General features: G+C 62.5%; 12 protein-coding genes and 2 pseudogenes. 3 read left to right on the top strand and 11 right to left on the bottom strand.

The genetic code is table 11. The features are described 5' to 3' along the window. From EN879_RS09895 to EN879_RS09885, 3 genes are all read right to left on the bottom strand, one after another. Positions 1 to 327: BA14K family protein (locus EN879_RS09895; RefSeq protein ID WP_127274031.1), on the bottom strand; the 327-nt coding region annotated here is incomplete at its 3' end. A 183-nt stretch (positions 328 to 510) separates the two neighbouring features. After that, a complete protein-coding gene (locus EN879_RS09890) occupies positions 511 to 723 on the bottom strand; it encodes a cold-shock protein (RefSeq protein WP_013530020.1) in 213 nt (70 codons plus the stop codon). A gap of 320 nt (positions 724 to 1,043) precedes the next feature. Continuing rightward, positions 1,044 to 1,256 (bottom strand): cold-shock protein, encoded by a 213-nt coding sequence (locus EN879_RS09885; RefSeq protein ID WP_006202520.1) that lies wholly within the window; start codon positions 1,254 to 1,256, stop codon positions 1,044 to 1,046. A gap of 501 nt (positions 1,257 to 1,757) precedes the next feature. Between EN879_RS09885 and EN879_RS09880 the strand changes: the two genes are divergently transcribed. Then, positions 1,758 to 2,177, top strand: coding sequence for a Kazal-type serine protease inhibitor domain-containing protein (locus tag EN879_RS09880; RefSeq protein WP_013530021.1), 420 nt, complete (start codon positions 1,758 to 1,760; stop codon positions 2,175 to 2,177). Positions 2,178 to 2,208: 31 nt separating this feature from the next. On the opposite strand, the pseudogene EN879_RS09875 reads toward EN879_RS09880, so the two are convergent. Beyond that, positions 2,209 to 2,664 (bottom strand): annotated as a pseudogene (locus tag EN879_RS09875) (EAL domain-containing protein); the annotation flags it as partial. 195 nt (positions 2,665 to 2,859) lie between these two features. Here EN879_RS09875 and EN879_RS09870 point away from each other — a divergent pair. Then, positions 2,860 to 4,482, top strand: coding sequence for a sulfotransferase (locus tag EN879_RS09870; protein WP_244514230.1), 1,623 nt, complete (start codon positions 2,860 to 2,862; stop codon positions 4,480 to 4,482). Between the two features lie 145 nt (positions 4,483 to 4,627). On the opposite strand, the gene EN879_RS09865 is transcribed toward EN879_RS09870, so the two are convergent. Then, a complete protein-coding gene (locus EN879_RS09865; RefSeq protein ID WP_063168835.1) occupies positions 4,628 to 4,981 on the bottom strand; it encodes a DUF1428 family protein in 354 nt (117 codons plus the stop codon). Positions 4,982 to 5,055: 74 nt separating this feature from the next. Continuing rightward, entirely contained in the window at positions 5,056 to 5,484 is a 429-nt protein-coding gene (locus tag EN879_RS09860; RefSeq protein ID WP_013530024.1) for a glyoxalase/bleomycin resistance/extradiol dioxygenase family protein, read from the bottom strand. Between the two features lie 237 nt (positions 5,485 to 5,721). Here EN879_RS09860 and EN879_RS09855 point away from each other — a divergent pair, with 237 nt between their 5' ends. Next, the gene (locus tag EN879_RS09855; protein WP_063168834.1) at positions 5,722 to 6,336 is read left to right on the top strand and encodes a glutathione S-transferase; all 615 of its coding nucleotides are present in this window, start codon (positions 5,722 to 5,724) and stop codon (positions 6,334 to 6,336) included. Between the two features lie 16 nt (positions 6,337 to 6,352). Here EN879_RS09855 and EN879_RS09850 read toward each other — a convergent pair whose 3' ends face one another. The 5 genes and pseudogenes from EN879_RS09850 to uvrB form a co-directional block, all read right to left on the bottom strand. Further along, positions 6,353 to 6,511, bottom strand: a complete 159-nt coding sequence (locus EN879_RS09850) for a hypothetical protein (RefSeq protein WP_013530026.1) — start codon at positions 6,509 to 6,511, stop codon at positions 6,353 to 6,355. 143 nt (positions 6,512 to 6,654) lie between these two features. Next, positions 6,655 to 6,954, bottom strand: coding sequence for a HigA family addiction module antitoxin (locus EN879_RS09845; RefSeq protein ID WP_027039367.1), 300 nt, complete (start codon positions 6,952 to 6,954; stop codon positions 6,655 to 6,657). A gap of 12 nt (positions 6,955 to 6,966) precedes the next feature. Continuing rightward, positions 6,967 to 7,249: pseudogene (locus EN879_RS09840) on the bottom strand (type II toxin-antitoxin system RelE/ParE family toxin). A 128-nt stretch (positions 7,250 to 7,377) separates the two neighbouring features. After that, positions 7,378 to 8,904: an ABC-F family ATP-binding cassette domain-containing protein gene (locus tag EN879_RS09835; RefSeq protein ID WP_063168833.1), complete on the bottom strand. Its 1,527-nt coding sequence runs from the start codon at positions 8,902 to 8,904 to the stop codon at positions 7,378 to 7,380. A 341-nt stretch (positions 8,905 to 9,245) separates the two neighbouring features. Continuing rightward, positions 9,246 to 11,907, bottom strand: a 2,662-nt coding sequence (gene uvrB / locus EN879_RS09830; RefSeq protein ID WP_281034588.1) for an excinuclease ABC subunit UvrB, incomplete at its 5' end; no start/stop codon positions are given.

Below are 11,907 nucleotides of genomic sequence, written 5' to 3'. Positions count from 1 at the left end.
CGTCCACGGTTCGGCATAACGATTGGCGTAGACCACCCGCGGCTCCGCATAATAGCGGCGGACCGGGGCCGGGCGCACCACGACGTCACGATCGTAGTAACCGTCATCGTAGTAGCGGTCAGCGTCGGGCGGCGGGCGGTCATTGGCCAATGCGCCACCGATCAGCGCCCCGGCCGCGCGGCCGAGCACGCCGGCGGCAATGGCATCGCCATTGCCATGATGGCCATGATGACGGCGCCAGTCGCGCGCATTGGCGGCGGGCAAGGCCGTGAGCGTGGTGGCGGCCACGGCAGCGGCCAGGACGGCGGTTTTGAAAATTCGGTTCATGTCGGTCTCCTTCGTTCCGGCCCGTGCAGTTTCGGGGATGCGGTCCGGCTTTACCGAAGACTAATATGCGACCGTGGCTGAACGGGGGCTGAACGGATTTTAACGTGTTTATTCAAAACGGACGTCAAAAATCACAGGCTCTCAAGGGAGCGATCTGCCCGGGAGCGCCGGTTCGAAGCCGGCTCAGCCGACCGACAGGTTGACGGCCTTGGGACCCTTGCCGCGCTTATCCGGCTCGGTATCGAACGACACTTTCTGCCCATCCTCGAGGCCGGGAAGACCGGACGCCTGCACAGCTGAAATATGGACGAAAACATCCTTCGCGCCATCATCGGGCGTGATGAAGCCGAAGCCCTTGGCATGATTGAAGAATTTGACGGTGCCGGTCTGCGGCATGGGAAGCTCCTTTGTCCCATAAACTCCAGTCTCGGGCCGGCAAATGCCCGAGTGGAAATTTGTCCTTTATTTTAGCGTCATCGGCAAGAGAAAGTTTTGCGGGCGTCTAAAGCACGTTGCGGCATGCTTCGGGTCTTTGTTTTTATGCAAGTCGTTGCCCAGAACCCGGCCGCTTGGGCGACATCACTGGCCCGCGCCTTCGATAAGGAAAAGGCGCGACGAAGATCGCCGCGCCTTTCAAAATTCAGATCCCTCTCCAGGCCAGGTGCAGGCATGGAGCCTCCGTCGCACGTCTAAGTGACATGCGGCGCGCCGATGGCTCAGGCTGCGCGGAGGTTGACGGCCTTGGGGCCCTTGCCCATGCGGTCCGGCTCGACGTCGAAGGTGACCTTCTGGCCATCAACGAGCGTGCGCAAGCCGGAAGCTTCGATCGCGGAGATATGGACGAACACATCCTTGGCGCCACCATCGGGCGTGATGAAACCGAAGCCTTTGGTCGCGTTGAAGAATTTAACGGTGCCGGTCTGGGCCATTGGGGAAACTCCTTCACCCGTTCAGTCTTTGGTGGTCCCGCCCGCCGCCTGGCGCAAAGGGCAGTTCCCGGTGGTTGCTTCGGCAGTCATGCATTGGCGCATGGTCAAACCCCCCGCCGAAAACGGGGCCGTCAGAGATTCACAGTATCGGGGAAAGGTCGTCCAAAACGTTCCGCTCTCCGGGTCGCAAATGCCCGAACACGGAATTTATCGCACGGAAACGTGATGGTTGCAAGATACCGCCGCGGGCCGCCGTACTGGCGCGTCCCGACGCATCAATCGACTGACCTGAGCATCGATGGGCTCGGCATAGGCTTGCTTGCCGGCCGGGTCATCGGCCAGAACCGGGCCACGAATGGGCCAGATGTCGAGGTGGCCGAGGAGGTCGACGCCGCCTACAGCCCCAGCGCGTTTCCGACTGAAAGGGCTGCAAACGGGGGTTGCATTTGGCAAGGGAATGGCGAGGATCGGCAACCGGGGACGCGATCGTGGGAGATCATCATGAAATATCTGGCGGCAATCTTTTCGCGGCAGGGTTTTGTCATCCTGTTGCTGTCGGCACTTCTTGCCGCCTGCACCGTCGTCGTCGATGACGGACCAGGGCCGCGTCCGCGTCCGCCCCGGCCGGAACCGCAATATTGCAGCAAGCAGTACGAGCCGGTCTGTGCGCGGCGCGGCGGCGATCGCCAGACCTTCGCCAATGCCTGTCTTGCCGACCGGGCCGGCTACCGCATCGTGCGCGACGGTCCGTGCCGCGACGGTGGCGGCGGTGGCGGCGGCGGCGGTGGTGAAGAGCAGACGTTCTGCACCCGCGAATATGCGCCGGTGTGCGCGCGCCGGCATGGCGAGATGCGCACCTTCCCCAATTCCTGCGAAGCCCGTGCCGCGGACTATCGCGTCGTTGGCGACGGGCCGTGCTGAGAACGCTGCGCCTCGTTGAGGACGACAAGCATCAAGCCGTCGGCTCACCTGGCGACAGTCGGCGATGAACACAGTCGGCGATGAACTCGGACGCGGGCATGGGTCTGGCAAACAGCCGGCCCTGGCCGTAGTCGACGTCGCGTGCCGCGAGGTGGTCGGCCAGCGCCTGCGTTTCCCCGCCTTCGGCAACGATCTTCAGCTTTAGTGTCTTGGCCATGTCGATGATATGCGCGGTGACGGAATTGGTGGCGGAATTCGTGCTGATCGTATCGATGAACGATTTGTCGATTAGGAGCGCATCGAGCGGCAGCCCCTCGAGATAGGACAGGCTGGAGTAGCCGGTGCCGAAGTCGTCGATTGCCACTGCGTGGCCAAGTTCGCGGGCACGAACGAGCGTTGAGCGGGCCGAGTTGATATCGATGAACGCGCGCTCCGTGGCCTCGAGCCAGATTTGCTGGGGCCGGATCGCGGTGTGCTGATTTGATCTTTCCGCACCGACGAAAGGACGAGACAGCAAGCGAAGCCTTGAACCTGCGGCGCCGATGGCCTAGATCGCCACAGGCGGATAAAACACGGTAGGTTTCCCATCAACAGAGATCAAAGACGAGCGGCGGGTGCGGGAGCCAGGTCTGGCGCAGGCGGACAGCCGCCGCTGGGCCTCGACCAGTATGTGCAGCAGGCGTTGCAACTGCATCAGGCCGGGCGCCGGCAAGAGGCTGAGACGATCTACCGGCAGGTGCTGGCGCGTCAGCCCAAGCACGCGGCCGCGGCGCATTTCCTGGGACTGCTGCTTCACCAGACCGGGCGCAGCGAAGAAGGGCTGGATCTCATCGAACGGTCGGTGAGCCTGCAGCCGACGAATCCCGATTTCCTCAACAATTTCGGTACGGTGATGCGCGACCTCGGCCGCCCTGCTGCGGCCATCGATTTCTTCCGCGGCGCAGTGGATCTGCGGCCGGACCAACTCGCGGCGCGCGACAATCTCGGCTCATCGCTGAAACAGGTCGGCCAGTTCGAAGAGGCCGAAGAGATTTATCGCGGCACGGTTGCACGCAACCCATTTCATGTGCGCGCCCGCATCGGGCTTGCCGAAACCCTGCAGGAAGCCGGGCGGCTGGATGAGGCGCTGGCTGCCTTCCGCGAAGCGCTGGCGATCCGACCCAAGGATGCCGACCTGCTGCACGGGCTCGGCGTCGGGTTGATGGAAAAGGGCAAGCTCGACGAGGCGGCCGACCTGTTCCGGCAGGCGTTGGCGATCAACCCCGCCATGGCCACAGCCTGGCTGATGCTGACGCAGGTCAAGCGCCAGAAGGAGCGCGACAGCGAGCTTGGGGGCATGGAAGCCCAGCATGCCAAGGCGCCGCAGGACAGCCTGGCGCGCATGCAACTGTCCTTCGGACTCGGCAAGGCGAATGACGATCTCAGGGATTATGGCCGGGCCTTCGACTATTTCGCCGAGGGCAATGCGATCCGCCGCAAAGGCATCGACTACGACCAGGCCAGGACGCGGGCCGAGTTCGAGGCGATGAAGGCCACCTTCGATGCCGGCTTCTTCGAGAAGCACAGGCCCAGCTCAATCAGCGACGACACGCCGATCTTCATTGTCGGCATGCCGCGTTCGGGCACGACGCTGGTCGAGCAGATCATCGCCAGCCATCCGCAGGTCTATGGCGCAGGCGAGCTCAGCATATTGAAGAAGGCGGTCGGCAGGCAGTTCCCGGCGACCATGCCGGGTGGCTTCCCATGGGGCGTATCGGATACGGGCGATTCGGATTTTGCCGAGGCAGGCCAAGCCTATCTCGACATGCTCCATGCCCGCTATCCGAACATGCGCCACGTCACCGACAAAATGCCGGGCAACTTCCTGCTTGTCGGCTTCATCCACATGATGATGCCGAAGGCCAGGATCATCCACTGCGCGCGCGATGCGGCGGCCACCTGCCTGTCGATCTACAAGGTGCATTTCCGCGGCGACAGCCATCGCTATGGCTACGATCTCGGCGAGCTCGCCGACTTCCACAATCTCTACACCGACATCATGAAGCATTGGCACACGGTGCTGCCAGGCGTCGTGCACGATGTACGCTACGAGGATTTTGTCGCCGACCAGGAAGGCCAGACGCGGGCATTGATCGCCCATCTCGGCCTGCCCTGGGACGACGCGGCACTATCGTTCCACGAGACCGACCGACCGGTGCGCACGGCTTCAGCCGCACAGGTGCGCCAGCCGATGTATCAGGGGTCGGTCGATCTATGGAAGCGCTATGGTGACCGGCTGAAGCCGCTTCTGGACAGGCTGGATTAGCGCAACGCTCTCTAGCTGATCGTGGCCTTAGAGATTGGCCTAAGCACCCGCGTCGTCATCCTAAGGCCTTCGCGACGGAGCTTCGCTCCTGCTTCGTCCTAGGATGACGAAGCTGAGGGGCTTCTGCCAATCTGCTACCGGCTGCTCAAAGCTCTATGAATGGCTTGAAGCCACCGAAGATCATGCGCTTCCCGTCGAACGGCATGTCCGCCCAATCGGCCTTCAGGCGCGGATCTGCCATCACTTTGGCCATGACGGCATCGCGGCTCTCCCGCGACTCATAGACGGCCCAGGCGAAGACGACGATCTCGTCGTCCTTGGCCTGCACGGCGCGCGGGAACGAAGTGACCTCGCCATAGGGCACGTCGTCGCCGATGCATTCGACATAGGCGAGCGCGCCGTGTTCCATCCATATAGGGCCTGCGAGGTTGGCCAGCCTCTTGTAGTTATCGAGATTTGCCTTGGGCACGGCAAGCACGAAGCCATCGACATAGGACATTGTGGGTCTCCTCCTGGAAGTTCACAATCCCTCACCGACGCCAGCCGGTGAGGGACTTCGCCATTGGCGATAAATCAGGCTTTCTTGACCGGCGCATTCATCGCCCATTCGACGCCGAACGGGTCGCGCATATTGCCCCACTGGTCACCCCAGAACATGATCTGGAGCGGCACGGCGACTTCGCAGCCGGCATCGACGGCGCGCTTCCACCAGGCTTCGATGTCGTCGCTGCCGAGGTGAAGCTGCATGGTGTAACCTTGCGGCTTGACGGCAGGCATGCCGTTTTCGGGATAGAAGTCGGAGAGCATCAGCGTCGAGCCGTTGATGTGGAGGTGGATGTGCATGGTGCGGCCTTTTTCGTCCGCCGGATAGGCAAAGACCTGCTCGGCACCAAAGGCCTTCTTGTAGAATTCGGCAGCCTTGAAGGCGCCATCCAGCTGCAGATAGGGGGTCAATCCGCCGAGCACTTTGGCCGCGGGCTGAACGGGGGTCTGATCGGTCATCTGTTGTTCCTCTTTGCGTTTGGCCTTGCGAGCCAAAGGACGGATGAGGTGCCGGCGTTCCTACATGGCCGGCAGATTTTTTTGGCCGACCGGCCCTGGACAGTCCACGCAGCCGCAGTTGGACGAGAGGCGTGAAACGAACTTGCGTCGACCGCGCCCAATCAGAGCGCAATTCTCTCGGCTCGCAGGCTAGAACAGATGGATCAGGCGAACGCCTCTTCAAATCCTGGGACGACAATGATCCTCTACTATCAGACCCACTCACCCTTCGCGCGCAAGGCGCTCGTCTTCGCCCACGAGGTTGGCATTGCCGATCGGCTGGAGGTCATTCATCACGAGACCAGTCCGACCTTGCGCAATGCCCGCGTCTACGCCGAAAACCCGCTCGGCAAAGTGCCGGTGCTGTTGCGGCCCGACGCGTCGCCGATCTTCGATTCCGATGTCATCTGCGCCTATCTCGACACGCTGCATGACGGTCGCAAGCTGCTGCCGCAGGACGGCGAGGCGCGCTGGCAGGCATTGCGGTTGCAGGCGGTCGCCCAGGGCCTGGCGCAGACGGGTATAGCCTTGCGCTGGGAGACGGAAAGGAGACCCGAAAAGTTGCGCTATGGTGCTCTCGCCGACGGATACCGGGAAAAGATCGAGGCGAGCTACGACTGGATCGAGAGCACGCTGGACGACGAGGCGCCGCTCCATATCGGCCACATTGCCTTGGCCACCGCGCTGTCCTGGATGGCGTTCCGTCACCTTCCGCCTTTTCGCTCACGGGCACTGCTGACGCGCTGGTTCGAGGCTTTCGAAAAACGCGTATCGATGAAGGCGACGCCGCTTTCGGGCGATACGCATGACTGACTGGCGCCCCGCGAGGTCAGGGGCGGCGGCCGTTTTGCGCATCGAAGACGTCCGGAAACCCGATATCCTTGCGCAGCGAGGCAGGCAGTGAACGCAGGACGCGTTCGCTGCGGTGACGAGCGCGCGCTGCCGCATACCGGGTTGCGATGCGACCGATGGACGAAAGAACCGACATGATAATTCTCCTGGGTTGGGCCGGCATCATCGTGTCGGCATCCCAAGGACGCGGCGGGCTGAGGCTATCCGACAGATCGTCGAGATTTTTTTATCGCTAGCTCCGTAGCCTGCTTGAAGCGGGTTGTTGCTAACGCGATTACTTCAGGCCGCGGTTTGTAGACGTTCGATTGTTTCAAGATCGGCCTTCTTCGCCTCTCCCTCTACGGCGAGGTCGTAGCTCGCCTGCATATTCATCCAGAACTGCGGCGTGGTTCCGAAGAACTTCGCAAGGCGCAAAGCGGTGTCGGGCGTTACCGGTGTCGTCTCGCTGGCCAGGCGCTCGATGCGTGTGCGGGGCACATGCAGCTTTTTGGCCAGCGTGTAAGGCTTCAGATTGAGCGGCACGAGATATTCCTCACGGAGAATTTCTCCGGGATGGATAGGTGGGTTGATGTTCAGCATTTTGAACCCTCTTCAATGATAGTCGGTGATTTCAACATCCTCCGCTTGCCCTTCCACCCACCTAAAGCAGAGGCGGAATTGATCGTTGATGCGGATCGAATGCTGGCCCGCACGGTTACCTTTCAGCGGCTCAAGCCTGTTGCCGGGAGGCGTCTTCAGATTCGACAGTTCGGCGGCGTTGTCGATCATGAACAGCTTCCGCTGGGCTGAGCGGACAAAGGTCCGATGGGAAGCCCTTCGGAGCCTTGCCGTTCGAAACGGCTTCGCTGGTCTTGTCTTTGGAGGAGCTTATCACCTTGCCGACCCGAGTGGCGTACCATGGCATGATACGCTTCGGAAGTCAAGAAGACGTCTCGTAACATGATACGAAACTCCGGCCTGCGCTCGACAGGCCGGAACTTCATCGGCAGTTTTGTTCACCGATTAGCCAGCGCCCTCCGCCACCGAGCGGAAGAAATCCTCTGGGTCTTCGACTTCGGTCAGCCGCCGTTTCTCGATCAGCCAGAAGCGGTTGCCGATGGCGCGGATGAAGGAGCGGTCGTGCGAGGCGAGCACACAGCTTGCCTGATGTGCCAGCAGTTCCGCTTCCAGGGCTTCCTGGCCGTCGATGTCGAGATGGTTGGTCGGCTCGTCCAGCAGATAGAAGTTGGGATTGGCGAGCCTCAGCGCCAGCATCATCAGCCGCGCCTTCTGGCCGCCGGACAGCGCACCGATCTTTTTCTCCTGCATCTCGATGACCACGCCGGCGCCTGCCAGCAGCGAGCGGGCACGCTGCTCGCCGACATCGTAGCGGCGCGAGACCAGCATCAGCGGCGTGTCGTCGCCGCTGATGCCCGACAGCGCCTGGTCGCTGTAGCCTAGCACCGTCGACGGCGTCACCTTCACATTCGGCACCGTGTCCGGTTCGACAATGGCATTGCGGATCAGGGTGACGAAGCGCGACTTGCCGACGCCGTTGCGGCCGAGCAGCACGATGCGGTCGCCCTGGCAGATATGGCGCTTGCCGGTTCGAAACAGCGGGGTGCCGTCGGGTGTTTCCACAGCCGCGTCGTCGAGCGTGATCAGCACCTTGGCGTGGGTGCCGCGATTGGCCAGTTTTATGGCACCCGCCGACTTTTCGCGGTGCGCCGGTGCGGCCGCTTCTTCCAGTTTTTCGGCCCGCAGGTTGAGCTGCTTGGTCTTCACCGTCAAAAGGTCGCTGCCCGAATTGATGCCGATGTTGTTGAGCTTGGCCGCCTGCCGGCGCAATTGCTGCGCCACCTTCATGTCGCGCTGGAACTTGCGCTCGGTCGAAGCATCGACCTCGTCGAGCGCCTGCCTGGCGCGGGAGTAGGGCAGGGCAAACACCGGCGACTGTTCCGGGCGCAGGAATAGGGTCCGGTTGGTGGTGGCGTCGAGGAAGGCGCGGTCGTGGCTGGCGATGACGACGGGCACCTCGCGCGGCAGCGTGTTCAGCCAGGTTTCGAGCTGGCTGATGCGGACAAGGTCGAGATGGTTGGTCGGCTCGTCGAGCAACAGCACGTCCGGATCGGTGACCCAGACGCGTGCGATTAGCGCAAGCCTCTGCCAGCCGCCACTCAGCGCCTGCATTGGCCGCTCGCGCATCGGCTCGGGCACGTCGAGTGAATCCAGAACCACGTCGACACGCCACATCTCGCTTTCGGCCTGCTCGGACGGCAAGGCATCCGCCACCACCTGCCGGAACGTACGGGTGCGAAGGACCGGGGCAACCGACTGTTCGACATGACCGACGCGCAGGCCGCGCGTGCGGGTGATGTCACCGGAGGTCGGCTCCATCCCGCCGGTCAGGCATTTCAGCAAAGTCGACTTGCCGCGGCCATTGGCGGCGACAATGCCGAGCCGGTCGCCGGTGCCGATGGTGAGGTCGAGATTGGCAAACAGCGGCGCACTCATGGTGACGCCGAGGGATTTGAGGCTGATCAGGGCCATTTGATTTCTCTGGTCTTGCCGGAGACTACTCCGGTCCACTTTGACGGTGCGCTTTCCGGCCATCAGGCTCGGCATTACGCACCACGAAGGGCAGACCAAAAAATCGAAGCGGGAAAAACCCGGACCGTCCCTGGTCAGCCCTGCAAGCAAGCTCGCAGGGCAGAAATCGGGCCACGCTGACGATGGTGACGATGAAACGTAAACACGTGAGCCCTCCTTTCGAGACAAGACGTTGAGTATGCGGAGCGATTACACCAAAGGCGGGGCTGGTGGCAAGTGGGTCGGCGGAATGCGGCGGCGGCGGAGCGCTTCCCTTCCCCTTCTGGGAGAAGGGGAAGGCGCTACTTTCCCGGCCTACCCGTCTTACCCGGCCGGCGCTTTTCCCGACGGGCGTCGGCGGGGTCTTCGTAGGAGCCAATGCCTGTTCGCTGGCGAACAACTGGCTTGGCGGATTCGTCCCCCACGAGGGGGGAGATTGGCTGCGGCTTGGCCGGCACTTTTCCTTCGATCGGTTTTTCCGTCCGCCGCACCGTCATCTCGTCCAGCGAGTTCTTCTTGAACAGCGGCTTTGTGGCGTCCCCGGGAATGCCGAAATCGGAACCATGTGCCTCGGATGCCGACTGTTTCTTGAACAGCGAGCGCGACACCGCGCCGGCCGGCGTCGGCATGTCGGTACCTGGACCCATGTCGTCGATCGAGGGTTTCGAAAACAGCGGCTTTTTCACCGGCACAGTGCCATCGGCGCCCATCTCGTCGAGATCAGGCTTGCGGAAGAGGTTGGGCCGGGCAGCCTTGGCTGCCTCTTCGGCGGCACGCGCTGCGTCGAGCTTGCGAAAACGCTCCTGTTCCTCTGCTGTACGATGTTTGGCCACGCCCTTGTTGTGCTTGCCCTTTTCGCGGCCGGAGGCCGGGCTTTCCATGTCGGCGTATTTGGCCAGCGGGTCTTCGGAGATGGACAGTTCCATCTCACGCAGGCGCTTGATTTCGTCGCGGATGCGGGCCGCCTTCTCGAAGTCGAGATTGGCCGCGGCATCGCGCATCTGCTTTTCCATCGCGTCGAGATGGGCCTTGAGGTTGTTGCCCATCATGGCGCCGGCACCGTCGGTGAACTGCGAGATATCGGCGCGGACGTGGTCCTTCTCGTAGACCGAATCGAGAATGTCGGAGATGCGCGACTTGACCGATTCCGGTGTGATGCCGTTGGCCGCGTTCCACTCCATCTGCTTTTCGCGGCGACGGTTGGTTTCGGCCATCGCCCGTTCCATCGAGCCGGTCACCTGGTCGGCATAGAGGATGACCTTGCCGTCGACGTTTCTGGCGGCGCGCCCGATGGTCTGGATCAGCGAGGTTTCCGATCGCAGGAAACCTTCCTTGTCGGCGTCGAGAATGGCGACGAAGCCGCATTCGGGAATGTCGAGGCCTTCGCGCAGAAGATTGATCCCGACCAGCACGTCGAAGGCGCCGAGGCGCAGATCGCGCAGGATCTCGATGCGCTCCAGCGTATCGATGTCGGAGTGCATGTAGCGGACGCGGATGCCCTGCTCATGCAGATACTCGGTCAAATCCTCGGCCATGCGCTTGGTCAGCACGGTGACCAAGGTGCGGTAGCCGGCCTTGGTGGTATCGCGAATCTCGCCGACGACATCGTCGACCTGGCTCTTGGCCGGGCGGACCTCGACCGGCGGATCGATCAGGCCGGTCGGACGGATGACCTGCTCGGCGAAGACGCCGCCGGCCTGTTCCATCTCCCAGGCGCCAGGGGTCGCCGAGACCGCGACCGAAAGCGGACGCATGGCATCCCACTCCTCGAAGCGCAGCGGCCGGTTGTCCATGCAGGACGGCAGACGGAAGCCGTATTCGGCCAGCGTCGCCTTGCGGCGAAAGTCGCCGCGATACATGCCGCCGATCTGCGGCACGGTGACATGGCTTTCGTCGATGAAGACCAGTGCGTTGTCGGGGATGTACTCAAACAGCGTCGGCGGCGGATCGCCCGGCTGGCGGCCGGTGAGATAGCGCGAATAGTTCTCGATGCCGGCGCACGAGCCGGTGGCTTCCAGCATTTCGAGGTCGAAGCGGCAGCGCTGTTCCAGCCGCTGTGCCTCAAGCAGGCGGCCGGCGCGTTCGAGTTCGACCAGCCGGTGCTTGAGCTCTTCCTTGATCGACTTGATCGCCTGGTTCAGCGTCGGGCGCGGCGTCACATAGTGCGAATTGGCGTAGATCTTGACGCTTTTCAGCTCGCCGGTCTTCTGGCCGGTCAGCGGGTCGAATTCGGTGATCTGCTCGATCTCGTCGCCGAACATCGAGATGCGCCAGGCGCGGTCTTCCAGGTGGGCCGGGAAGATTTCGATGGTGTCGCCGCGCACGCGGAACGAGCCGCGGACAAAGTTGATGTCCTGCCGCTTGTACTGCTGGGCGACGAGATCGGCGAGCAGCGCGCGCTGGTCGAGCCGGTCGCCGATCTGCATCTGGAAGGTCATCGCCGTATAGGTTTCGACCGAGCCGATACCGTAGATGCAGGACACCGAGGCGACGATGATGACGTCGTCGCGCTCAAGCAGCGAACGCGTCGCCGAGTGGCGCATGCGGTCGATCTGCTCGTTGATCGAGGATTCCTTCTCGATGAAAGTGTCGGTGCGCGGGACGTAGGCTTCCGGCTGGTAATAATCGTAGTAGGAGACGAAATACTCAACGGCGTTTTCCGGGAAGAATTTCTTGAACTCGGAATAGAGCTGCGCGGCAAGCGTCTTGTTCGGCGCCAGGATCAAGGCAGGGCGCTGCGTCTCCTCGATCACCTTGGCCATGGTGAAGGTTTTTCCTGAGCCGGTGACGCCGAGCAGCACCTGGGTGCGGTCGTGGTTATCGACGCCTTCGACCAGATCCTTGATCGCGGTCGGCTGGTCGCCGGCCGGCTCGAACTCCGACACCATCTTGATGGCGATGCCGCCTTCGGATTTTTCGGGGCGGGCAGGGCGGTGCGGCGTCCACAGCACGCCGTCCTTGTGC

It is taken from the genome of Mesorhizobium sp. M7A.F.Ca.AU.002.02.1.1, from assembly GCF_003998535.1.
Classification (GTDB): Bacteria; Pseudomonadota; Alphaproteobacteria; order Rhizobiales; family Rhizobiaceae; genus Mesorhizobium; species Mesorhizobium ciceri.
The sequence above is the reverse complement of the archived record's forward strand: the minus strand, read 5'-3'. Positions and strand labels throughout refer to the sequence as shown.